This window comes from Streptomyces rectiviolaceus (assembly GCF_039533825.1).
GTDB lineage: Bacteria > Actinomycetota > Actinomycetes > Streptomycetales > Streptomycetaceae > Streptomyces > Streptomyces rectiviolaceus.
On the sequence record NZ_BAAAUG010000030.1, the window covers coordinates 38,957 to 62,610 of the forward strand.

General features: G+C 70.2%; 21 protein-coding genes and 1 pseudogene. 17 read left to right on the top strand and 5 right to left on the bottom strand.

The genetic code is table 11. The features are described 5' to 3' along the window. Window positions 1–103: 103 nt before the first annotated feature. The 3 genes from ABD378_RS10310 to ABD378_RS10320 all read right to left on the bottom strand — a co-directional run bounded on the left by ABD378_RS10310 (window position 104) and on the right by ABD378_RS10320 (window position 4,913). A complete protein-coding gene (locus ABD378_RS10310; protein ID WP_344520276.1) occupies window positions 104–1,777 on the bottom strand; it encodes a pyridoxal phosphate-dependent decarboxylase family protein in 1,674 nt (557 codons plus the stop codon). Window positions 1,778–2,378: 601 nt separating this feature from the next. Next, the gene (locus ABD378_RS10315) at window positions 2,379–3,710 is read right to left on the bottom strand and encodes a phytase (protein WP_344520277.1); all 1,332 of its coding nucleotides are present in this window, start codon (window positions 3,708–3,710) and stop codon (window positions 2,379–2,381) included. Window positions 3,711–3,875: 165 nt separating this feature from the next. After that, a complete protein-coding gene (locus ABD378_RS10320) occupies window positions 3,876–4,913 on the bottom strand; it encodes a 3'-5' exonuclease family protein (RefSeq protein WP_344520279.1) in 1,038 nt (345 codons plus the stop codon). Window positions 4,914–5,526: 613 nt separating this feature from the next. Between ABD378_RS10320 and ABD378_RS10325 the strand changes: the two genes are divergently transcribed. The 8 genes from ABD378_RS10325 to ABD378_RS10360 all read left to right on the top strand — a co-directional run bounded on the left by ABD378_RS10325 (window position 5,527) and on the right by ABD378_RS10360 (window position 14,013). Beyond that, on the top strand, window positions 5,527–5,871 hold the full coding sequence (locus ABD378_RS10325; protein WP_344520280.1) for a hypothetical protein: 345 nt from the start codon (window positions 5,527–5,529) through the stop codon (window positions 5,869–5,871). Then, a complete protein-coding gene (locus ABD378_RS10330; protein ID WP_344520281.1) occupies window positions 5,868–8,006 on the top strand; it encodes a bifunctional polysaccharide deacetylase/glycosyltransferase family 2 protein in 2,139 nt (712 codons plus the stop codon). The genes ABD378_RS10325 and ABD378_RS10330 overlap by 4 nt, the downstream gene beginning before the upstream one ends. A 90-nt stretch (window positions 8,007–8,096) precedes the next feature. Next, complete coding sequence (locus ABD378_RS10335; RefSeq protein WP_425583828.1) at window positions 8,097–9,416, top strand: LCP family protein; 1,320 nt, start codon at window positions 8,097–8,099, stop codon at window positions 9,414–9,416. Window positions 9,417–9,862: 446 nt separating this feature from the next. Then, complete coding sequence (locus tag ABD378_RS10340; RefSeq protein WP_344520283.1) at window positions 9,863–10,285, top strand: ATP-binding protein; 423 nt, start codon at window positions 9,863–9,865, stop codon at window positions 10,283–10,285. Between the two features lie 289 nt (window positions 10,286–10,574). Then, window positions 10,575–11,888, top strand: coding sequence for a hypothetical protein (locus ABD378_RS10345; RefSeq protein WP_344520285.1), 1,314 nt, complete (start codon window positions 10,575–10,577; stop codon window positions 11,886–11,888). A gap of 197 nt (window positions 11,889–12,085) precedes the next feature. Continuing rightward, window positions 12,086–12,226, top strand: a complete 141-nt coding sequence (locus ABD378_RS10350; protein ID WP_344520286.1) for a hypothetical protein — start codon at window positions 12,086–12,088, stop codon at window positions 12,224–12,226. Between the two features lie 56 nt (window positions 12,227–12,282). Continuing rightward, window positions 12,283–13,497: a cation:proton antiporter gene (locus ABD378_RS10355; RefSeq protein ID WP_344520287.1), complete on the top strand. Its 1,215-nt coding sequence runs from the start codon at window positions 12,283–12,285 to the stop codon at window positions 13,495–13,497. Between the two features lie 75 nt (window positions 13,498–13,572). Beyond that, window positions 13,573–14,013, top strand: coding sequence for a hypothetical protein (locus ABD378_RS10360; RefSeq protein ID WP_344520288.1), 441 nt, complete (start codon window positions 13,573–13,575; stop codon window positions 14,011–14,013). A gap of 208 nt (window positions 14,014–14,221) precedes the next feature. On the opposite strand, the gene ABD378_RS10365 is transcribed toward ABD378_RS10360, so the two are convergent. Then, window positions 14,222–14,713, bottom strand: coding sequence for a 2'-5' RNA ligase family protein (locus tag ABD378_RS10365; protein WP_344520289.1), 492 nt, complete (start codon window positions 14,711–14,713; stop codon window positions 14,222–14,224). A 29-nt stretch (window positions 14,714–14,742) separates the two neighbouring features. On the opposite strand from ABD378_RS10365, the pseudogene ABD378_RS10370 reads away from it, so the two are divergent. The 8 genes and pseudogenes from ABD378_RS10370 to ABD378_RS10405 all read left to right on the top strand — a co-directional run. Next, window positions 14,743–15,084: pseudogene (locus ABD378_RS10370) on the top strand (sporulation delaying protein family toxin); the annotation flags it as partial. Between the two features lie 108 nt (window positions 15,085–15,192). Next, window positions 15,193–15,765 (top strand): SdpA family antimicrobial peptide system protein, encoded by a 573-nt coding sequence (locus tag ABD378_RS10375; RefSeq protein ID WP_266871761.1) that lies wholly within the window; start codon window positions 15,193–15,195, stop codon window positions 15,763–15,765. Next, window positions 15,758–16,867: a sporulation-delaying protein SdpB family protein gene (locus ABD378_RS10380; protein ID WP_344520291.1), complete on the top strand. Its 1,110-nt coding sequence runs from the start codon at window positions 15,758–15,760 to the stop codon at window positions 16,865–16,867. The genes ABD378_RS10375 and ABD378_RS10380 overlap by 8 nt, the downstream gene beginning before the upstream one ends. An 11-nt stretch (window positions 16,868–16,878) precedes the next feature. Continuing rightward, complete coding sequence (locus ABD378_RS10385) at window positions 16,879–17,082, top strand: hypothetical protein (protein ID WP_266871763.1); 204 nt, start codon at window positions 16,879–16,881, stop codon at window positions 17,080–17,082. After that, window positions 17,079–18,014 carry an ABC transporter ATP-binding protein gene (locus tag ABD378_RS10390; protein ID WP_344520292.1) on the top strand — a complete coding sequence of 312 codons (936 nt, stop codon included), beginning with the start codon at window positions 17,079–17,081 and terminating at the stop codon, window positions 18,012–18,014. The genes ABD378_RS10385 and ABD378_RS10390 overlap by 4 nt, the downstream gene beginning before the upstream one ends. Next, window positions 18,011–18,799 (top strand): hypothetical protein, encoded by a 789-nt coding sequence (locus tag ABD378_RS10395; protein ID WP_344520293.1) that lies wholly within the window; start codon window positions 18,011–18,013, stop codon window positions 18,797–18,799. The genes ABD378_RS10390 and ABD378_RS10395 overlap by 4 nt, the downstream gene beginning before the upstream one ends. A 147-nt stretch (window positions 18,800–18,946) precedes the next feature. Beyond that, window positions 18,947–19,759, top strand: coding sequence for a response regulator (locus ABD378_RS10400; RefSeq protein ID WP_344520295.1), 813 nt, complete (start codon window positions 18,947–18,949; stop codon window positions 19,757–19,759). Further along, entirely contained in the window at window positions 19,756–21,003 is a 1,248-nt protein-coding gene (locus ABD378_RS10405) for a sensor histidine kinase (RefSeq protein ID WP_344520296.1), read from the top strand. The genes ABD378_RS10400 and ABD378_RS10405 overlap by 4 nt, the downstream gene beginning before the upstream one ends. A gap of 4 nt (window positions 21,004–21,007) precedes the next feature. On the opposite strand, the gene ABD378_RS10410 is transcribed toward ABD378_RS10405, so the two are convergent. Beyond that, a complete protein-coding gene (locus ABD378_RS10410; protein ID WP_344520297.1) occupies window positions 21,008–22,180 on the bottom strand; it encodes a magnesium and cobalt transport protein CorA in 1,173 nt (390 codons plus the stop codon). A gap of 215 nt (window positions 22,181–22,395) precedes the next feature. Here ABD378_RS10410 and ABD378_RS10415 point away from each other — a divergent pair, with 215 nt between their 5' ends. After that, window positions 22,396–23,640, top strand: coding sequence for a winged helix DNA-binding domain-containing protein (locus tag ABD378_RS10415; RefSeq protein WP_344520298.1), 1,245 nt, complete (start codon window positions 22,396–22,398; stop codon window positions 23,638–23,640). Window positions 23,641–23,654 lie beyond the last annotated feature (14 nt).

The window sequence follows — 23,654 nt, forward strand, 5'->3', positions numbered from 1 at the left end:
GAATGAGCCAATGGGCCAGTTCACGAGCGCCTCCGGGCGCCGGTGCGATCGGCGGAACGTGTGCGGCCTGTGGAACTTGCGATGTACTCAACATCCGTCCCCTCTAAGCTGTCTCTGTTGCCGCTTCGCTGCTGAGCAGGTCCTGACCTGTCCTTCTGATTTCGGATATCAGCATCCGGAAGTGTTCGCCGGTGATCTGATGGTTCATCATGACCACGCGCAGCGCGGCCACTCCATCGACGTTCACTTTGGAGATGAAGAAGTTTCCCCGGAGCTTCACGCTGTTGCGTATGGCGATCTGGAGGCGGTGGACCTCCTCTTTCCTGACCCCGGCCGGGTGGTATCGGAAGCACAGAATGTTCGCTTCCGGACGGTGCAGTGTCTCGAAGTCGGGTTCGGCCCGCACGATGGCGTGGGCCTCCTCCGTCAATTGGCAGAGATACTCGATCTTCTCCGCGAACAAGGCAGGACCGTACATGGCCCAGAGCGACCACAAGGTCATGATCATGGGCCGTTTCGTGCACTCGAAGTTCTTGCCCCCGCTGTCGTAAGCGGTGTATATGTCCGGCTCCTCGTCGAACACATAACTGGCCTTCTGCCGGAACGCGGTGAGGCTCGCTTCCTTGTCCCGGTAGAAGAGCATCGTGCACGGCGCGGGCACGAACATCATTTTGTGCGCGTCCCAGGTCAGGGAATCCGCTTTGTCGATGCCGCGCAGCTTCGCGCGGAGTGTGTCCGACACCAGGAGGCTCGCTCCGTGGGCGCCGTCGACATGCAGCCAGAGATCCTTTTCCCGGGCAAGCACGGCGAGTTCGTCGATGGGATCGAAGGCGCCCACCGATGTGCTGCCGGCCGACGCGACGAGACAGAACACCTTCAGGTTCTGCCGCTCGGCCGCCTCCAGGGCGGGCCGTGCGTCCGCCACACAGATCTGCCCCCGGCTGTTCAGCGGAAGCCGCACGAGCTGCGCCTCGCCGATGCCCATCACACCGGCGGCCCGGGCGACGCTGTAGTGCACGTCCGCGCCCACCGCGATGGCGGGCCGCGGCTGGCCCCGCAAGGAGGAACCGCCCTCCGACCAGTAGCCGGGCAGCTTCTGGTTGCGGGCCGCGAGGAGCGCGGTGAGGTTGGCCAGGGACCCGCCCGAGGTGGTCACCATCGTGAACCGCGCCGGATCCCAGCCGATGAACCGGTTGAGTTCGTCGGCCATGATCCGTTCCACCGCGTTCGGCAGCTGGGCCGCCTCGTAGAACGAGGCCGGCTGGTTGACCACCGAGCTGACGAAGTCGATGACGCCGGCCAGCGGTACGACGCCCGAGAACTGGCGGCCCATGTATCCGGGCGAGTGCACCTGGATGCCCGTCCTGATGTACAGGTCGATGATCCCTGCCAGCTTCTCCTCGTCGAAGGCGGCCACCCGCTCGCGTTCCGTCGTCATCAGGGCTTTCGCCGCCTCTGACAACTTCGCGGGATCGGTCAGTTCGAGCCCCCTGATGGATTGATCGGAAAGATGCTTCTCCAGCTTCGCAAGGGCGGTTTCGGAAGTTTCCCGGAACAGTTGAGCGTCGAATGCCTCAAGCAGTAATCCGCTCTGGTCGGAAGCGGGATTGTTCGGCCGAGATTCCGTCACGGGGGTCTCCTTCGGAAAGTCCCTGTGTTGCCCGACATGTAGGTGTGGGGCGGACACGACCTGCGCAGAGTCCGGTTTTGAGCATGCCGATGGGCAGAAGGACTTCGAATACCGATTCGATTCCGATGGCTCGGCCCGGCTGGTCAAGCCGGACGGCACCATCTGTTCCGGCGGCGCCCGGTCGGTGGCAGCCGCACAGAACCCCCTGGAAAGAACAGCCTTTGGTGTTACAGGGCGGCGCGGACCCCCCGGTTCTCGCGCCACACCCACACGATCGGCGTCTCCCCCCTCGTGCCCCTCGTGTTTCCCCCCACGTGAAGCAACCGTAGGGCCATATGTTTCAAATAGGTGACTCTTTCAATGGTCTGTCCAAAAAACAATGCGGGCCGTCTGATGGGCCGTCAATACCCCCAGGCCACACCCGTATCCATACGTATCCCGGTCGCCGGACGGCGTCCGCGACTTTCGGACAGTGGCCGACCGTGCCGATTCCAGGTGGCGTACGGCCGTCAAGGGAGATTCATCGACGAGATCTCGTCATGGGCGAAAGCTTCTTGCCATTGTCATGTGCCCGACGAGGTAGCCACGTTCCCGGTGGGGGAGCGTCTCATTCTGGCCGGATGAAATTCTGTCCATGGCCGAACGTGCCCATGGATCGCTGTTTCACTTGAATGGGGAAGAAAAAAGGGTGGCGGCCCGAGAGGCCGCCACCCAGTGCCCGCCGGCCGCGCGGCGGGAGCCTGCCGCGTCAGTCGTCGACGGCGTCGAGCACGTCGCCCAGATCCACGAACTTGAAGCCGGTGGAGGGCCGTTCGGCGTCACCGGGCGCGTCGTGACCGTCCTGCACGACGAGCAGACCGTTCGGGTACGTGGCGCCGAGCGGCTCGTTGAGGACCGCGGCGCCGTCGCACTCCTCGGAGCCGTCGAGCGCGGGGGAGGCGGCGGTGACGCGGAAGCCGCCCTCGTACTCATTGCGGTCGGACAGCTCGCGGTCGTAGGCGGCGAAGGTGTTGTCGCCCTGACTGGAGGCCAGCAGATAGCCGTCGCCTTCGCCGTCGCCATCGCCGTCGCCTTCGTCAAGCAGCGTCAGACCCTCGACGTCGGCCTTGAGACGCTTGCCGCCGTAGCCGGGGTCGGCGCCCGCGGCGCACTCCTCGGTCGAAGGGTCGTACGTCGCGGGAACGCCGTACTCCCGCACCTTGTCCACCAGTTGGGGCTTGCCGGTCAGGTCGGCGCGCAGCCGCCAGATGCCGACGTCCTCCTGGCCCGCGTAGAGCGTGCCGTTGGCCGGGTCCACGACCATGCCCTCCACCTGCGGCAGTTCGCCGGGCTCGCCGCACGGTGACCACGAAGTGCCGTTCGGCAGCCGGAAGTCGGCGGGCAGGTCAAGGGTGCGGACCTTGCGGTAGCCGACCGTGCCGTCGCTCTTGGGGGTCAGTTCGAGGAGCGCGATACGGGTCCGCTCCCGCTGGCTGACCACGGCGTACGACCGCCCCGTCGACGGGTCCGTCCACGTGGCGAGGCCGTACGCGGTGCGCTGCTCGTTGATCTCCTCCTGCGAGGACGAGAAGACGGGCGCAGCGGACGGGTCGGTGACGTCGGTGAGCGGGCCGCCGGAACGCTCGCGGTCGATGCGGTAGACGCGCAGTCGGTCGCTGCCCCGGTCGCTGGTCACTGCCAGGTCCGCGCGGCCCGACGGCAGGCGCAGGCCGTGCACCAGGTCGACGTTGTTGAAGCGGCCGGGCGCGTCGTCCGGGCCCGGCGCGGCGGGCGCCGAGACGGACTGCACCTCGCGCGCGTGAAGGTCGTACACGCGCAGCCCGCCCTGCTTGGCGGTGGCGACGACCAGGCTGCGGTCGGGGTCGGCGGGGTTGCGCCAGATCGCCGGGTCGTCCGCGTCGGCGTTGCCGCCCGCGTCGTCATCGTGCAGGGCGGGGGTCTCGGCGCGCGGCTCGACGGCGGGCAGTGCCGTGGCCGCGAGGGCGCCGGAGTCCAGGGGCACGGTCGCGGCGACCGCCACGAGGGCGGTGACGAGGGCGCCACGGCCCCAAGCGGGCCTATGTCTAAGGGACTTGACCATGAAAGGGATCCTTTCTGGCATGGGCTTCCATGACAGAGAGCACTATGTGATCTTGCCGTGAAGGCTGCCCGGCAGATATGAGGTCGGGCGGCGGGCCACGAGGTGAACGGACGGTGTTCGCTGTGCGCCCTGCCGCTCTGGTGGCTGACGGTCCGGCCTGCTGACTCAGGCGGGTTGGTCCTGCCATGGCTGCACGTGGACGTCCGCGGTCGGCCACTGGCGGCCCCAACTGCCGCTGGGGTGCAGGATCTCGGCTTCCTGCATCTGCCGCTCGTGCCAATGCGCCTGCTTCTGGTGCAGGGTCGGCCGGGACAGTCGTCCGATGGCGGGATAACAGGCCCCGATGATGTACGCCACGATGAGCGAGGCCTTGGCGTCGTGGCCTGGGTGACCAGGACGGTCGTGCGTCACGCCGTACCACTCGGTGACGGCTTCCAGGGAGTGTCCACCGAAGCGGAACGGGGCGGCTTGCCGGTCAAGGACGAGAGGGTCGCAGATCGGCTCCAAGCCGTCGGGTACACGATCAGCAAGGGGCGTGAGCTCGTGCCGCAGCAGCTCTGTCTCCAATGTGGTCAGCACGAAAGGGGCGTGCCAGGCCACCAACGGCTCTGTCCTTGCCAGATGTGAGGCAAGCACGGTGGCCAGCTCATCCAGGGCCTGTGACGCAGACATCCCCTTGGCTCGAGCCTCGTCCAACGTGATGCCGTGATGTTTGGTGGGGGCTACGGACAGTGCTCCTGGGCCGGGGTCTATCAGCCAGTCCCGACTCGTTCCGCCGGTGGTGCGCACGGCTGCGCCCAGGATCCGGTCGACTCCGTAACGGTTGCCGGTGGTAGCGATGTCCACGGCCATGAGGGGCCGGCGGTGCCAGCCGGGGTGACCGCCACGGGACGGCGGGCCGGGGGGACGGACATGTTCCGGGTGGCACACATCCCAGCCTCCGTACTCGGTGAAGAGCAGGACCCCGAGCCCCGCCGGGACCACGACGCCACAGTTTTCGCACTGGCCGTCCCGTTGGTTCGTCCGCAGTGCCGTGATGTGCGACGTGACTCCACCGAGTTCAGATGGTGGGGCGTGGTCCGGGTGGTAGACCACCCAGTTCTTCGATCTGCTCTGGAGCAGCACACCGGCCTCGGCGGCCACGGCGTCGCCGCATCGGGCGCACGGCTTCGCGTATCGGTTGCTGCGGTCGGAGCCAGCCATGTGCCCCACCTCGATCGCGTCATCCGCTTCAAGCGGCCACGAACCAAGCCGTGTTGGAGGGCTTGCGCCCTCTGTACTTACAGCTTAGGCCCGGCCTCATGCGCAAGCGCTCCGTGGGGCCACTCGATCTGGGCCACGTCCTGCCTGCGTGGTGCCTTTCGCGTCACGCGAGGGGCCCCACAGCACTTTCGGGGATGCCCGTCATCGTCCGCCCGAGTAGGGTCGGTGGCTGCGTGATGGCTGACGGCCGCACCCTGGCCTCCGGCCCCTTGTGGGGGCACGTGCGTGCGTGGCTTTCCCGGCCCCACCCGGGAAGGGCGGCGCATCGTGTGCGCGCGTACGGGAACCTCCGTACGCGCCGGGCACCGGGATGCGGCTCCGACGTCTCACGGGCAGTACAGCGGGCCCCCGGGTCCGTACCCTCACACACAAAGAGTCGCGCGTGCGCGGCCGCAGATCAGGAGCACCAGTGCAGGGCACCCCCCACATAGCCAGCACACCGCACGATGGGCGATCGTCCATACCCCCTGCCCGCAGGGCGCCGCACCCAGGGCCCGACACCGACATGACGCGGCGCACGCCGCACCGGGCGGCGGCGCCTCGCGTGCCCCCGGTGGCGCGGCGTCCACAGGACGCCGAGCCCCAACTTCCCATATTCATCGACCAGTCGGGCTGGCGCAGGCGGACGCTGCAAGGCGTGGCGCTGGTCGTGAGCTGCGCCTGCCTCGGGTATCTGCTGTTCGTCGGCACGCTGATCAGCGGACTCTTTCAGCCCGTCGGCACGCACCCGCCGAGCACGAACGCGCCGCGTACGAACGTGCCGAGCACGAACGCGCCCGTGCCTTCCGGCCGGGACCAGGCCGGGCGGCAAGCGGTCAGGTCCCACGCGGACCGCGACGACCACCGCCGCCCCCCGGCCCGCAGAACCGCACCGCCGGCCGGAGGCCTCAAGCAGTGACGGGGCGTACCGCTGTCCGCCGACCACCGCGCGGACACTGGCTCGTGCTCCTGCTGATCCTCCTGGTGGTCACCGTCGCCCTCCTCTTCGAGGGCTGGACGACCCACCAGGTCGACGCCGCGCGCGCCAAGCCGCCGTGCACCCGGCCGATCCCGCGCGAGGCGGACGACGGGAAGCCCCTGCTGCGGTTCGGCCCGGAGGGGGTCGCCACCGCGTCCATGCCGCCGAGGACCGTCGCGCTCACCTTCGACGGCGGGCCCGACCCGGTGTGGACGCCGCGCCTGCTCGACCTGCTGCGCAGGCACCACGCGCGGGCGACCTTCTTCGTCTACGGGAAGGACGCGGCCGAGCACCCCGAGCTGATGCGGCGGATCGTGCGCGAGGGCCACGAGATCGGCTCGTACACCTACAGCGGAGGCGACCTCGGCGTCGCGTCCCCGCTGCGCGCGCGCCTTGAACTTTCGCTCACCCAGACCGCTTTCGCGGGCGCGGCCGGCATCAACACCACCCTGCTGCGGCTGCCGCACACCACGGCCGCGGACACGCTCTGCGGCCCCGAGTGGACGGCCGCGAAGCGCGCGGCGGCGCAGGGGTACTTGGTGGTCGCATCGGACTACAAGGACCGCAAGCCGTGGCGCGGCGTCGTGACGCAGCACAGCCAGACCGACCTCGGCTTCCGCGAGGCCGAGGAGCTGCTGCGGGACCGCGACGTGAAATGGTTCACCACCGTCAGCGGCGGCCTCGGCCGTCCCTCCTTCCTCGACGAGGTCCCGGTCGCCCAGGAGATCAAGGGCGAGGGCTTGATCTGGTCGCAGCGCCTCGGGCACGCCTTCCTCACCGTGATGGTGTGGACGCTGACCCTCACGGGCGTGCTCGGCGTCCTGCGGATGCTCCTGTTCATGTTGTTCGCCCGGCTTCACGTGCGCAGGCTGCACCGGTTCCGGCCCGGCGCGCCACGGCTGCGCGAGGTGCGGGACCCGGTGACGGTCCTGGTGCCCGCGTACAACGAGGAGGCGGGCATCGCCTCCACCGTGTACTCGCTCCTTGCCTCCACCTACCCGCACTTCCAGATCATCGTGATCGACGACGGCTCGACCGACGCCACCGCCGACATCGCCGAGTCCATCGCCGACGCCGACCCGCGGGTGACGGTGATCCGGCAGCCCAACGGCGGCAAGCCGAGCGCCCTCAACACCGGTCTTGCGCACGCCCGGCACGACATCGTCGTCATGGTCGACGCGGACACCATCTTCGAACCCGAGGCGCTTGCCCGTCTCGTCCAGCCGCTCGCCCACCCGGCGGTCGGCGCGGTCAGCGGCAACACCAAGGTCGGCAACCGGCGCAGCCTGATGGGCAAATGGCAGCACCTGGAGTACGTACTCGGCTTCAACCTCGACCGGCGGATGTTCGAGGTCCTGGAGTGCATGCCGACGGTGCCGGGCGCGATCGGGGCCTTCCGCAGGGACGCGCTGATGGGCGTCGGCGGCGTCAGCGACGAGACCCTGGCCGAGGACACCGACCTCACGATGGCGCTCTGGCGGGCCGGCTGGCGCGTCGTCTACGAGCAGTCGGCGGTCGCGTGGACCGAAGTGCCCAGCACCGTGCGGCAGTTGTGGCGCCAGCGCTACCGCTGGTGCTACGGCACCCTCCAGTCGATGTGGAAGCACCGCCACGCCGCGGTGGAGGTCGGCCCCGCCGGACGCTTCGGGCGTCGTGTCATGCTCTACGTCACGCTGTTCCAGATCGTGCTTCCGCTGTGCGCGCCGGTCGTGGACATGTTCGCCCTGTTCGGCGCGCTGTTCCGCGACCCCGTGGAGGCCGCCCTCGTCTGGTTCGGTTTCCTCGCCATCCAGTTGGTCACCGCCGCGTACGCGCTGCGGCTCGACCGCGAGCGGCTGCGCGTGCTGTGGGTGCTGCCGCTCCAGCAGTTCGTCTACCGGCAGTTGATGTACCTGGTGGTCATCCACTCCGTGGCCACGGCGCTGCTCGGCACCCGCCTGAAGTGGCACAGCATGAAGCGGACCGGCACCGCCGACCCGTATCTGCTCGAGGCGCCGACCGGAGAGATGCCGGCCGGGACCTCCGAAGACCCGCTCGAAGGGCCGCCCTCGCGGCGGAGCCTGTCGTCGCAGTGATCAGCCGAGGCGGGGACGGGGGCGGGCCGGGCCGGGGCGGGGAACCGCCGGGCGGCCGCGCGAGTCGGACCTCGGACGTGACCAAGGGAGTTGACCATGACAGACCCGCTTGACCGGCGGGCCGGACGCGCCATACCCACGGGGGAGCACGGCTGGAACGGCGCCGCCGGGGGCCCTCCCGTGCGCCGGGATCCGGTACGGGTGACGGGCGAGCTGTGGCGCCAGGAGCCGGGGGCCGCCCGTGCGCCGACGCCGCCCGGCCCGGAGCAGCAGCGGTACGCCGACCATGAGATGCCGTACGTCGCCGCCCCGGCCCCGGCCCCGGCCCCGGCCCCCGAAGGCTCCGCCGCGCGCGAGCGGTTCGCCGACCGCCCCAGCTCCCGTTACGGGCCACGGCGCGCCCACGCCCGGAATCCGAAGAAGCGCAGGAGGCTGCGGCGCGCGCTGCTCGTCGTGCTGACCGGCGTGGTCGTCGCGGCGGGCGGCACGTACGGCTGGGCCGAGACCCGGCTCCAGCGTGAGGTCGACCTGGGCGCGTACGGGGACCGTCCGCCACCCGGGGAGGGCACCAACTACCTCATCGTGGGCTCGGACAGCCGCGACGGGCTCTCGCCGGACGCCGTGAAGGACCTGCGGGCCGGCGGGGGCGGCGGGCGGCGCACCGACTCGATGATGCTGCTGCACACCGGGGCCAACGGAACCAGCATGGTCAGCCTGCCGCGCGACTCCTGGGTCACCGTGCCCGGCCGCCTCGACACGTCGACGGGCAAGACGAAGCGGCCCGAGGGGGACAAACTGAACGCCGCTTTCGCCTACGGCGGCCCCGAACTCCTTGTGCACACCGTCGAGCAGAACACCGGCCTGCGCATCGATCACTACGCGGAGATCGGCTTCGCCGGGTTCGTGAACATCGTCGACGCCATCGGCGGCGTTCGGATGTGCCTCGACCGGGACATCAAGGACAAGAAGTCGGGAGCCGACCTGCGCAAGGGCTGCCACACCCTGGACGGCAAGCAGGCGCTCGCCTTCGTCCGCCAGCGGCACCAGGAGAAGGAGGGCGACCTGGGCCGGTCGAGGAACCAGCAGAAGTTCCTGTCGACCCTCGCCCACCAGGCCGCACGCCCCAACACCCTCTTCGACCCGACGGAGATCGGCCCGGCCATGCAGGCCGGGCTCGACACGCTCATCGTCGACAAGGACATGAGCCTGCGCGACCTCAGCGGGATGTTCCGCGCCGTGCAGAGCGTCGCGGGCGGACACGGCAAGCAGATCAACGTGCCCGTGTCCGGCTTCGGCGTCCCGACCTCCAAGGGCAACGTACTGAAGTGGGACGCCAAGAGGTCGGCCCGCCTCTTCGACGACCTGCGGCGGGACCGGCCGGTGACGGAGACGGGGAAGTCGTCGCGCTAGCGCGGTTGCAGGGTTCCCGAGCCACGCCGGTGGAGCGTTGCCCGGCCGCTGCTCAGGTCCCGTCCGGTCCTTCCGCGGCGCGCAGCTCCTCGACGAGCGGCTGCCCATCGCGTACGCCGCGCACTCCCGCAGGGTTCGCGCGGCTTCCCGCCGGGTGGGTACGGCTTGCTCGGTCCGGCCCAGGTGGTCCAGGGTCCGGCCGAGCGCGGCGGTGGCCCGGCCCGCCATGCGGTGATCGGGGTCGGGCAGGGACAGCAGGTCGGTGCGGGCCTGCTGAAGGGTGGTGAGGGCGTGCGTGGAATCGCCGTTCGCGGGGCGCCTATGGCGAGGACTGCTTGTGGGGTCGTTTTGGGGGTAGATGGCGGTCAGTCGGCGGACTCAGGACAAGGGCGCGGTGTGAGGCAGTGGTGCACGACAACGAAGCTCAGCCGCTATTCGGCCGCCCGATGCTGTCCACCGAGGCGTTCATGGGAAGTGAGCCGGTGGCCGCTGCCCGGGACGCCGCCCGCCAGTTCCTGACCGTGGTCCAGGCCGATCACGGCCTCCCGGTCTCCGCGCGGGTGATGGACACGGTGCAGCTCGTGGTGAGCGAGCTGGTCACCAACGCGTACAAGTACGCGCCCGGCCCGTGCCTCCTGGACTTGGAGGTCATAGGCGGTGGCGTGGAGATCAGCGTGTGGGACACCGACCCGACGCTGCCGGCAGCCCGTGCCGCCGAACCCGGCCGGGTCGGTCAGCACGGCCTGGAGATCGTGACGGGTGTGTGCCGGAGTCTGGAGATGCGGCGTGAACCGGTGGGCAAGCGGATCAAAGCCGTCATCATGCTGGCCGACGACCCGGGCGGACACCCGGCCGGAAGCGTGATGTGACCCGCGCGGTTTCACGTCGCGTCGGCGCGCGTCGGTGCTTCCTCTCACCGGCCGGGATGTGCGAGCCCATATGGAGTGACCCGAATGGCGGCGTAACCGGTCTCCGGTGAGGCTGAGGGCAGAGCGTCGTCCGGGGACGGGCGACGCGGTTCAACGTCTGCCGCAGGCAAGGGGTTCCGATGTCCGACCACGCCCAGTCCGAGCCGGACATCACGCTGCCCCCGGCCGACCCGCCAGGACGACGCGGCGCGACGGTCACCGGCGACCTGGGCAGGCTGCTCGAGCGACGATGACGGACGACAAGAAGCCCGTGAGCCCCGAGGAGCAGGCCGAACTGAAGGAGTTGCGCGGCCGGGTGGCGGCGCTGGAGTCCGAGCGCGCCAAGGGCGGCAGCCGGCACCGGGGCCGGTCGTTCCTGGCCGCGGTGCTCATCGTGATCGGATGTGTGCTCGCGCCGCTCGCCGTCGTCGCCTCCTGGGCGGCCGACACGGTCGGTGACACGGACCGATATGTCGACACGATCGGCCCGCTCGCCTCCGACCCCGATGTGCGGGATGCCGTCGCCGACCGCGCCACGGAAGCGCTGATGTCCCGCCTCGACCTGGCGACACTGCTCTCCGACGCCCCCGCCGCCGACCGGCCCCGCCTGGAGAAGGCCCTGGGCAAGCTCGGCGACTCCCTGGAGGGCGCCGTCCGCAGCTTCGTGCACGACAAGGCACGTGCCGTGGCCGGGTCGGACGCGTTCGAGAACATCTGGAAGCAGATCAACCGGCAGGCCCACAGCTCACTCGACAAGGCCCTGACCGGCAGCGGCGGGGGCGCGGTGAAGCTGGCGGGAGACAACGTCACCCTCGATCTGGCGCCCCTCGTCGACCGCGTCAAGCAACGCCTCGTCGACGAGGGAATGACGGTCGCGGGCCGGATCCCCGAGGTCCACACCGAGTTCACGCTCGTCAGGTCGGAGGAGATCGGCAAGGCCAAGACGTATGTGCGGCTGCTGCAACTGGCAGGCAACTGGCTCCCCGTCATCGCCCTGGTCCTCGTAACCGCCGGCGTCCTGCTCTCCGTACGCAGGAGAAGGTCCCTGGTCACCGCGGTGCTGGCCGTCGCCGTGGCCACCGGCCTGCTCGGGATCGGGCTGCGCGTCTTCCGTGTGCTCTATCTCGACCGGCTGCCCGCGAACGTGTCGCAGGACGCGGCCGCTGCGGTGTACGACACCATGACCCACTTCCTGTTCACCACGGTCCGCATGGTCGTGGCGCTCGGTGTCGTGGTCGCCCTGGCCGCCTGGCTCACCGGAGGCGGTCGCCGCGCCGGCCTGGTGCGCGGCCTGTGGACCGCCGGGATCGGAGCCGTACGGTCCACCGCGGACCGCGCCGGGATGCGGCTCGGCCCCGTCGGTCCCTTCGTACGCCGCTACCGCACCTGGATCACCTGGGTGCTGGTGGCCGCCGCGCTCCTCATCTACCTGTTGTGGTCCTACCCGACCGGCTGGGTCGTGGTCGGTATCGCCCTGTGCCTGCTGTTCCTGCTGGCGGTCGTGGAGTTCCTGGGCGGCGAGCGGCCCGAAGGCGCCCGGCCTGTCGCCGCCGAAACCGCCTGAGGGCACCCGACGCCAGGCCGAAAGCCGCCCCTCCCCCCCGTCGGAAGCCGCCCCCTGCCCCGCAGTTCGCCCTGACCACGCACACCGCCGCCACAACGGCGGTGTGCGTGACGGCTTCATCCCCTGAGGCGAGCCACAGATCGCCCGCTCGGTCCGCCCCACATGCGGTACGCCTCCACCACCCCGAGGCTCGAACCATGCGCACCCGTCCACGGACCCGTACCCCTACCCGACTCGCCGTCGCCCTCGCGGCCACCCTGCTGCTTGCCACCGCGTGCGGCGAGGACGCCCACACCGACAACGGAGTCGGCATCGCGGCCGCCGCCCCCAAGGGCTGACCGGCCGTGCACGACGGAACGTCACGGACCTGCGCGCGGGGGAAGCGGACAGCGGCATGACACATCCGGGAACCCTCATCCTGATCATGGCCATCGCCGTGCTCGCGCCCCTCCTCGCGTACGGGGCCGGCCGCTGGGTCCGCATCCCCCTGGTCATCTTCGAGATCGTGCTCGGGATCCTCATCGGCCCCGATGTACTCGCCTTGGCACAGCACGACGAGGTCATCGACACGCTCTCGGAGCTTGGCCTGTCCATGCTCATCTTCCTGGCCGGGTACGAGATCGACTTCGCGGCCATCCGCGGCGACACCCTGCGCCGCTCCGTCTGGGCCTGGGTGGTCTCCCTCGCCCTGGGCCTGGGCATCGCACTGGCCCTGACAGGCATGGACCTCTCCAAGAGCGTGGTCATCGGCACCGCGCTCACCAGCACAGCCCTCGGCACCGTCCTGCCGATCCTGCGCGACAGCGGCGATCTGCGCGGCCGCTTCGGCACCGTGATGATGGCCTTCGGCGCGGTCGGCGAGTTCGCGCCCATCATCGCCATGGCGGTACTGCTCAGCGGCCGCGATCCAGGAGTCTCCACCGTGGTACTCGCCGCCTTCGCGGTCATCACGGCGGCGGCGATCTACTGGGCGCTGCGCCCCCACCCACCCTGGTTCGCCCAGATCATCCGTACGACGCTGCACACCAGCGGTCAGTTCGCCGTCCGCTTCGTGATGCTGCTGCTCGTCGCGATGCTCGCCCTGTCGCACGCGTTCGGCCTCGACGTACTGCTCGGCGCCTTCGCGGCAGGTCTGCTGACCCGGCTCGTGTTCCAAGGGGCGGCCCCCGAGAGCGGCGAGGAGGTCCTCGGCAAGGTGGAAGCCATGGGCTTCGGCTTCCTCGTCCCGCTGTTCTTCATCGTCACCGGCATCAACTTCGACCTCGCCTCACTGCTCGACGGCGGCCGGGCCCTCCTGCTGCTCCCGGTGTTCCTGCTCCTGTTCCTCGTCGTACGAGGACTCCCGGCCTACGCACTGGCACCACGCGACCTGAACCCCTCCGACCGCAGGGCCCTGACCCTGTACTCCTCGACCTGCCTGCCGCTGGTCGTCGCCATCACCACGATCGGCCTGGACGAGGGGGTCCTGGAAAAGGGGGAGGCGGCGGCCCTGGTGGGCGCCGCCATGGTCTCCGTCCTCGTCTTCCCCCTGCTCGCCCTGCGGATACGGGCCAAGGCAGGCAAGGCCACGATCCCGGAGGGACCCGCTTCGGAGTCGGAGGCGTGGTGACGGGGCGCGACCGTCACGGACGAGGGCGCGCGCCCCTGGTACGCGGGTGGAGGCCGGGCAGGCTAGTTTGCCTGGATGAGTCTTCTTGATGATGTGGCCGAGCGCGACGGCTGGCGCTGCTGGGTGTGTGACGAACCGGTCGACCCCGACGAGTCGGTGAACGACCCGCGGGGGCCCAGTGTCGACAGCCGGACCGCCGACCGGAAGGCCAAGGTCGCCGAGCGGCTCGCGCACCGCGGGTGCAATAGCCGCAAGGGTGCGGTCAAAGTGGTCATCGCCTGGCCGGAGCGCCTGTACGTAGTCGAACCCGCGCCGCTGATCGCCGTTGGCGACAGGCTGGAGCGCAAGGGGGGCCGCGAGATGGTGGGCCGTTGTCCGACCAGGAAGGACGCCCAAGAGGCGGCGGATTGGCTGGTGGACCGGTTCTCCCGACTGCTACCGGGGGTGCCGGTGACCGCCGGCGTCGAGGCGGGCGGCGGCCAGTTCCTCGTCATCCTGGCCACCGGCCGCCGCTGATCGGGGATCACCCCTCAGCCAAGACGGCCGACGCCGGGGCGCAGTGGCCGGAGAAGGTGAACGGGCCTGCGATGCCCCGCTAACAGCAGCAGCGCAGTAGCGCAGCAGTGCGGGGAGGTCGCGGGGGCGCAGAGCGCGGCCGAGGACGGGGTGCCGACCTCGGGCTGTGTTCGCGGCCAGGAGCGAGGGGCTGGCGGGCCGTGTTTTTTTACGGCCCGTCCGGGATGCCGAGCGACACGGTGAACCGCGGCTGCCAGCCTTCCTCCGTCAGCACCACCAGCTGGACCGCCGCCGCACGGGTGCGCAGCGGCAGCAGGCCGCCGATCGCAGCGCGGACATGGGCGGCAGCTGTCGGGTTGTCCGCACCCATGGCGACCGTGACATGGGCGGCGGGCTGCGCCCCGAAGCGGCCCTTGTACGGGCGCAACCCGGGCCACTGGGCGCGGAACGCATCGACGATCGTCTGGAGTCCCGGAACGGTGACGGCGACGAAGCCGGACGCCGTCACGACCTCCTCCAAGAGCAGCTCAGCTGCCGGAAAACTCGCAGCCAGGGAACGCACGCCCTTCTCGTCCTGATCTGTCAGCGCCGATTCCGGCACGAACGGATAGAGGAGCGAGACGTGCGCCGGCACCCCACGACGCACCAGAGCCGGGTCGATACGCCACGCCGCATCGAGGAGCGGGGCGGCATCGGGCAAGACAATGACGACGGCACGCGGCGAAGACGGCCGCCTTCACGGGCGCGCTGGGCAAGGCCGACCCGCAGTTCCACAAGGCCGTCACCGAGAACGTGCAGAGCGGCGACCCGTACAAGGTCGACGCCGCGCTCACCCGTCTCGCGGCCGACGTGAACAAGGTGACCGACAAGAAGTCGCTCCCCGACGGCGTCGCGCGCGGCTCCTTCTGGGTCAAGACGGACAACGTCGTTCTCCAGACCGGCACGGTGGCCACCACGGTGGCGGCCGTCGCCGAGGTCGGCGTGGTCGTGGTGGTTGCCTACCGGCCCGCCGACGACACCTCGCAGTTCACCCGCGAGGCGCTGAACGTCGCGGTGACCAAGGCTCTGTAAACGTCGCGGTGGGCAAGGCGCGTTGAGCGCCGAGGCTCCGTGAACACCGTGTGTGGGGTGCGCCGCCCTCCCCGGCGGGCGGCACCCCACACGTCCGAGGAAAAATACATGAGAGACACGTCCCAGGCCGTACAGCGAGAGCGCCGGGCCTTCGTCACGGCCGCCGCCGCGCTGTTCGCCGTCCTGGCCGCCTCCATCTACTTCGCCATGCCGCGCAATGTGACCACGCAGCCATGGATGCCCCCTGTGAAGACCGCCTTCTCCGCGTTCGTTCCGCAGGGTTGGGCCTTCTTCACCAAGGACCCGCAGAGCGAGCAGTTCGGCGCCTACCGGCCGCACGGCGGCGGAGCGCGGCCAGAGAACCTCTCGCTGACCCCACAGGGCAAGGCCGAGAACCTCTTCGGCCTCTCGCGGCGGCAGCGCGCCCAAGGTCCCGAGGAGGCGCTGCTCGCCTCCAAAGTGCATCACTGGGAGACCTGCGAGGGCTCCAACGACGACTGTCTGCGCACGGCCGCGGCCCGGCCCGCCGCAGCGGTGACCAATCCCTCGCCCGTTCCCTCGCTCTGCGGAGACGTCATCGTGACCAACCAGCGGCCCGTGCCCTGGGCCTACCGCGACTTGCTGTCCGACACCTCGCGCGTGACCCGCGCGGCGCACCTGCGGATCCGGTGCGATGACTGAGACGGCGAAGATCGACAGAAACAAGTCGATGACCGACAGGAACAAGAAGGTGGCCGCGCGAGCGACGGCAACCTCGCCCGGGAGCCTTCCCTACGCCGTGGACCACGCGCTGCGACGCTTCGACCCACGGTCGGTGTGGTTCGGCTGTGGCCGCACGATCATCGCCGTGGCGCATCTGATCACGCTGGCGCTCACGCCGTCCGCCGCGCTGCTCCACCCCCTCCTCGGTGAGCAGCCCTACCCGCACTGCGCGGGCGTGCAGGCCATCTCCACGTACTGCGTGGGCGGTGACGCGGTCTCCCAGGAGTGGCGTCGCTGGATCATGGTCGCACTGCTCGCCCTGGTCGCCAGCGGATACCGGCCCCGCTGGACAGTGTGGATCCACGCCTGGATCGCGTACTCGATCGGGGTCAGCACCGCGTTGCCCGACGGCGGTGAGGCCATCGCGCGGATCGTCTGCCTGCTCCTGATCCTCATGGGCCTGGCCGACGACCGGCGTTGGCACTGGCAGCGGCCGACCACCGTGCTCGGGCCGCGCCGCCGAGGGGTGGCGTTCGCCGCCTTCTGGGCCCTGCGCGTACAACTGGTGATCCTCTATCTGCAGTCCGGCATCAGCAAGTTCGGCGTCCCGGACTGGCTGAACGGTTCGGCCGAGTACTACGTGCTGCGCGACCCGGTCTTCGGTGTCGCCAAGCCCTTCGCGGCACCCCTGCTGAACATGTCCGGAAATGGACTGCTGGTCAGCGCGATGACCTGGGGTGCGATCATCATTGAGGTGGTGATCGCCGCGTTGCTGATCGGTCCGGAGCGTTGGCGGAAGCTGGCCTTCCAGATGGATGTTCTGCTGCACGGCGCCATCATCGCGACCATCGGCCTGTGGAGTTTCAGCCTGATCATGATCGGTGCTGCCGCGGTCGCCGCGACGCCGGATCGCGTGGAACTCGCGGACCCCGTACCGCAGGACGGGCGAAAGACCTCGGTCACGGAAGAGCCCAAAGACCTCGATGAGGCAGATGAGGCAGACGAGGCCGGTGGAACTGGTGAAGCCGGGAAAGCCAGTGAAGCCGGCAGAGAACCGACGTATACCCCCCACCTCGGCTGAAGGAGAGACACATGGCTGCGGACACCATCATCGCGTGCGGCAAGGACCACGTCTTCTGGGGAAGCTGGGTCCACGGAGCCTCAGTGACCACCATCCGGCTCGGCCCGCGCCGGCTGGGCATGTGCAAGGCGGGTCGGCATCTGTCGCTGCTCCGTCGTGTCGACGAGAGCGAGTTGACGGCCGAGCAGCGCGGCACCCTCTTCGACGCGCCGTGACGGGGGTACGCCTCGACGGGGTCGTCGCCGGGTACCGCGGACGCCCGGTCATCGGCCCCATCGACACGGAACTCGCCCCTGGGGTGCATGTCCTGCTCGGGCGCAACGGCGCCGGGAAGACCACGCTCATGCGGGTCCTGGCCGGTATCCTGCCGCCGCTCGCGGGGCGGGTTCTCCTCGGTGGCACCGACCTGGCCACCCACCGTGAGGCGAAGCGCGCGATCGGCGTGCTGACCCACCGCGCCGCGCTCAGCCCGCAGTTGAGCGTGCGGGACAACCTGGAGTTCTGGGCCCGGGTGCAGGGCCTGGACAGGGCGCTGCACACCGAGCGGATACGGGACGCGGCCGCGCGGTTCGACATCGAAGGGCTGCTCGGCCGGCGTACAGCCCGGCTCAGCAGGGGCCAGCTCCAACGGGCCGACCTGGCCAGGCTCACCCTGACCGACCCGGACGTCCTGCTGCTCGACGAGCCCATGACGGGGCTCGATCCGGTCAGTGCCGAGCACACCCGCGCACTCGTACGTTCCTGGGGCGCGCACAAGACCGTCCTCTACTCCACGCACAGCGTGCCCGAGGCGATGACGCTCGCCTCACACCTGCTGGTCCTCAAGGGCGGGGCGCTCCACGGACTGCCCGCGGCGGGAGAAGCGGAACAGGCCGCGTCGCCGTCTGCGTACGACCTGCGCACCTCGCGCGGCGGCGGAGCCTGGGAGCGGGCCGAGCTCGGGCAGGGCACGACGATCGGTGAGCACATCGCCGGGCTCGTCGCCGGAGGTGTCGAGGTCACCGACGTACGCCCCGTCTCCGAAGGCCGCGTTTCCGTGGACACCGTCTCCGCAGGTGTCGCCGACATCACGGAGCCCGGCACTGAGACCGTCACTCGAACTGCCATTGAAACCGCCATCCACCAACTCCTGGACGATTCCTCATGACCACTGGCGGACTCCTCGGCGCCCTACTCGTCCGCACCTGGCGCCACCAGGGCCGCCAGGCCCTGCTCGTCCCCGCGGCCGCCGGTACGGGCCTCGTCGCCCTGCTGCTCGTGCTGCCGCACATATTCCCCGACGCGGTCCACGGAGAACTCGTCGCCGCCGACAACGGCCTGGTCGCCGTGGCCGGTCTGCACTCCGCCACCGCCCGCGCGCTGAGCACCGCACTGCTCGCCGCGCCCACCCTGCTCGGGGTGGCCGCCGCGCTGATCACGGGGGCGGTCAGCCGCGCCGTCGTCTCAGGGGACCTGGCGGGCGGCTCCATGGAGGCGCTGCTCGCCACACCGGTCCGTCTGCGTTCCGTGTACCTCGCCTACACCGCGTGCGCGCTGATCACCGGGGTGCTGTCCTGGCTCGTCCTCGTACTCAGTTTCACCGGACTCGCCTGGGCCGCCCTCACGCTCGGCGGCAGCAGTGTTCATCTCAGCGCCGGATACCTGCTGTTGGGGCTGCTCGTCCCGGCCGCCTCCGTGCTGTGGGCCGCGTCCGCCACCGTGTTCGTCGGTTTTCGCTGGCCCGCGGGGCTGCGGCCGACCGCGGGGCTCGGCGGAGGGCTCGCGCGGGCGATCGCCCTTTTCCCCGCCTTGGGGGCGACGACGGCCGGCAGCCTGGCGCCGGACGCGTATACGACGATGACGGGCTGGTACGTGAGCGGCACCGTGGTGCTGACGGCCGTGCTGCTCGTGCTGATGCCGCTGGTCTTCCGGGCGGAGCGGGTCCTGGAATAACGGGTCCTAGAACAGCGCGTTTTGCAATGTTTAGCCCTGGAATGGGCTGATCACCCCGGTTCGCACTCGTCCGGCTTGCACAAGGCAGGACGAGAATCCCATGATGGACACTTGATCAACAGGGGGACAACGGGGGCGACCAGGACAGTGGCGGACAGACGGGCGGGTCGGCCTGACGACGTCATCGACGTCGTGATCGTCGATGACGAGGAACTGTTTCGTACGGGATTGCGCATGGTCCTGGAGACGGCCGGGGACGTACGCGTGGTCGAGGCGTGCGAGGCGGACGGCGTGCTCAAGGCCCTGGCCGCGCACTCCCCCGACGTGGTACTGCTCGACATCCGGATGCCCCAACGTGACGGCCTCGCGGTGCTCGAGGACCTCAAGGGACGCATTCCGACGCCGGCCGTGGTCATGTTGACCTCCTTCAGCGCCGACGCGTACGTGGTGCGCGCGCTGCGCGCCGGGGCGGACGGCTTCCTGCTCAAGGACAGCGATCCGGACGACCTGATCCGCGCCGTGCGCGCGGCAGCGGTGGGAGGTGTAGTGCTCTCCCCCTCCATCGCCGCGGCGGTCGTGGAGGGGTACGCCTCCACGACCGCCGCCCGGACACCTCCCGGCCCCGATGCCTTGGAACGCGACCTGCCGGGACACGACACGTCCCGTGCCGCGCAGCGAACCGCATCAGGTGAATTGCGGGAGCGTCTGGCCCGGCTCACCGCCCGGGAGCACGAGGTGCTCGCGCTGCTCGGCAACGGCCTGTCCAACCCGGAGATCGCCGAACGGCTGGCCATCACTCCCGGTACGGCCAAGGAGCACGTCAGCGCCACGCTCGCCAAGCTCGGCACGGACAACCGCGTACGAGCCGCAGTCATCGCCTATCAGGCCGGTCTCGTCGGCGGGTCTCGGCCGGCTCCGGGACGCGACGGCGGACTGCCGACGCCGGAACCGGCCCGATGATTCCGGCCAAGCCTCGGCTCCCACCGTTCGCGCGCCGCTGCGCGACTGAGGCCGCTGTACTGCTCCTCGCGGGCACCGACCTGCTGGTGGAACTCCTCGAAGGCGAGAAGGAGCAGCCGGGCCCGTACGGCCTCGTGCTGACGGTGCTCGCCCTGGCCGCCCTGCCGTGGCGGCGGCGTCGGCCAGTGCTCGTGCTCGTCCTGACGCTGCCCGCGCTCCCGGCGGGCATGCAACTCGCCGCCCTGGTGGCCCTGGTCGCAGCGGCACGAGTACTACCCCTGGTGGCGGCGTCGCTGTGCGCGGTCGTGGTGTCCGTCGCCGAACTCCTTGACTCTCTGCTGTGGCGCGTCGGATCGCCGCACGCGTCCGGTGACGTGCTCCAGGCGTTGGTGTACTGCACGGTGTTCGGGGCGGCACCGGCGGCGCTCGGGCAGTTGCTGCGCTCCCGGGCCCGCGTGGCCGAACAGGTCCTTGCCCTGCGGCAGAGCCACGAGCGTGCCCTGAGGAGTGAGCGCGCCGCCGTCGAGGAGGGCGCACGGGCCGCGCTCGCACGCGAGATGCACGACGTGGTGGGGCACGAGATGAGCCTGATCTCGGTCAGGACGGCGGCGCTGGCCCGGCGGGCCCCGGACGCGGACACCCGTCAGGAGGCCGAACTGATCCGCACGGTGAGCCTGCGTGCCCTGGACGAGATGCGGCACCTGGTCAGGGCGCTGCGGGAACAGCACCCTGAGGAGGCGAGCGTGCCCCTCGGCTCCCGCCTGGCCGACATCCCAGCCCTCGTCGAGCGCAGCGGACTCACGGTGCAGCCCCTGACCATCGCCCCGGGGGACAGGGTGTACTGGCCCGCCACAGTGGAGCTCGCCGCCTACCGCACCGTGCAGGAGGCACTGACCAACGTACTGAGACACGGCGACGTCGGCGCCCCGGTCGCGCTGCGCGTGGAGTCCGTGGACGGCGACACCTGTCTGGTCGTCGAGGTCCGTAGCGCGTCGGCCCGGGGTACCACCGGTGAAGCCGCGCCTGAGACCACCGGAGGAGCCGCCTCCGAGCCGAGCGGCGGCCACGGCCTCACCGGTCTGCGCGAACGCGCCCGCATCCTGGACGGCGCACTCGCCGCGGGCCCGACGCCGGACGGCTCCTTCCTGCTCCGGGCCGCGTTCCCGGCTCCGGGGCACGGGCTCATGGGGCCGGAGAGACGGCGGCTGACGGCACCGCGGACAACAGCCACCCATCGCCCTTGAGGGCTCAGAGCCAGTCCCGCCGCTTGAAGATGAAGTACAGGCTGACGCAGACCACGGCCATCAGGCCGATCGCGAACGGATAGCCGAAGGCCCAGTGCAGCTCCGGCATTTCGTCGAAGTTCATGCCGTAGATCGTGCCGACCAGCGTGGGAGCAAACAGGATGGCCGCCCACGAGGAGATCTTCTTGATCTCCTCGTTCTGCTCGAACCCCGCCTCCGCAAGCGCCCGCATCTCCGCGTTCTGCTGCTGTGTGACGAGCGTGGAGTTGACCGTGAGGATGTCGGTGAGGGCCTGGCGGAAGCCGTCGACGCGTTCGCTGGTGTGCGTGACGTGGTCGGCGACGTCGCGTAGGTAGCGCTGGAGTTCCTCGTCGGTGCGGTACTTCGCGAAGCCCGCCATCAGGGAGTGCAGCATGGCCACCAGGGGGCGGGTCGCGCGCTGGAACTCGACCATTTCGCGGGAGAGTTCGTAGATGCGCCGTGAGACCTCCGGGTCGCCGCCGAAGACCTCGGTCTCGATCTCGTCGATGTCGTTCTGGACGCCGGCCACGACGGGGGCGTACCCGTCGACCACCGCGTCCAGGATCGCGTACAGGACCGCCTCCGGGCCGAGTTTGAGGAGTTCCGGGCTCTCCTCCAGGCGGCGGCGTACGGCGGTCAGGTCCGGGGCGGCGCCATGGCGCACCGTGATGACGAAGTCGGGCCCCACGAACACGTGCAGTTCGCCGAAGTCGACCTCCTCCGAGGCGTCCAGGTAGCGGGCCGCGCGCAGGACGACGAAGAGGGTCTCGCCGTAGCGCTCCAGCTTCGGCCGCTGGTGGGCCTCCAACGCGTCCTCGACGGCGAGCTCATGCAGGTCGAACTCGGCGGCCAGCGAGAGGAGTTCGGACTCCGTCGGCCGGGCGAGACCGATCCATGCCATGCCGTCGTGCTGCTCGCGCAGCTCCCGGAAGGTGTCGGCGAGGGAGGAGGGCGTCGCGACGCGGACCCCGTCCCGGTAGAGCGCGGCCTGCACGACGCTCGCTGCGTCCGCCGGTGCGGGGGAGGAGGGCTCGGGCGTGGCGCCGGGGTTTCCGGAGTCCCCGTTCCCTGCGGCCGAAGCGGTCCTGGCCGGGCCGGTGCGCCGCCAGCCGTGCCTCTTCGCGCTCGGTACGGGCCGGGCCCTGCGCTCCGCCATGCTGGCTGCCTCCGGTGTCGGACGGTGTCGGACGGTGTCGAATGGTGCCGAACGTGTGTCTTGGCTGCTGCTGCGAGCTGCTGCGAAGCAGGATATACGCCTCAAAAGTCCTCGGCGGGGCGACATATCAGCGCACCTCTCGACGCATCTCTCCACGCATCTCTCCCCACGCTTGCGGACAGTGGATGTCCGCAAGTCCGGCTAGCGTGCGGAGCATGACGAAGACGCCGAAGACGCCGAAGACGCCGAGAACGCCGAGGACTACGGGACACCAGGCAGAGACGCCGAAGACTGCGGGCGCCGCCCGGCCGAAGGCCGCCCGGGCGAGTGCCCGTCAGCACACCGCCCCCGTACTCAGCACGCGCGCCCTCAACCGCGCCACCCTCGACCGTCAACTCCTCCTGCGCCGCTCGGCCGGCCTCTCCGTCGCGAGCGCCGTCGCCCACCTCATCGGCCTCCAGGCGCAGAACGTGAAGCCGCCCTACTACGCCCTCGCCGCACGGCTCGAAGGGTTCGACCCGGAGGACCTGTCCGGGCTTCTGGCCGCGCGCGATCTCGTACGCATCGTCACCATGCGCTCCACCATCCACCTGCACACCGCCGACGACGCCCTCACCCTGCGCCCGCTGGTGCAAGGCGCGCGCGACCGTGAACTGCACGCCTTCCGCAAGGGGCTGACCGGCGTCGACCTGGGGGAGCTCGCCTCGCTCGCCCGCGCCGCCGTCGAGGAGGAGCCGCGGACGATGAAGCAGTTGCGGGAGGTCCTGCTGCCCCGCTGGCCCGACGCCGACCCGCAGTCGCTCGCCGTCGCCGCCCGCTGCTCGCTGCCGCTGGTCCAAGTCACCCCGCGCGGCCTGTGGCGGCGCAGCGGGCAGGTCGCGCTCACCACCGCCGAGCACTGGCTCGGCCGCCCGAGCGATCCTGTGCCCGCGCCCGACGCCACCGTTCTGCGCTACCTCGCCGCCTTCGGGCCCGCGTCCGTCAAGGACATGCAGACCTGGGCGGGCCTCACGCGGCTGCGGGAGGCCTTCGAGCGACTGCGGCCCCAACTGCGTACGTTCCGCGACGAGAGCGGTGTCGAGCTCTTCGACCTCCCCGACGCGCCACGCCCCGACGCGGACACCCCGGCCCCGGCGCGCCTCCTGCCCGAGTTCGACAACCTCCTCCTGTCGCACGCCGACCGCAGCCGGGTCGTGCCGCCCGAGTACAAGGGTCGCACCTGGAAGGGGAACTTCGCCTACAGCGTCTTCCTCGTCGACGGCTTCCTCGCGGGCGTGTGGCGCATCGAGGAGGGCGCGGGAGAAGCCAAGGACTCCGCCGTGCTCACCTTCGAGGCCTTCGGCACCCTGACCAAGGCGCAGCGCGGCGAACTGACCGATGAGGCCGAGCGGTTGCTGCGCGGTCCGATGAGCCGGGCCGCCACGTACGACATCCGCTTCGGCACGGTCATCGAGCGCTGAACGAACGAACGGCG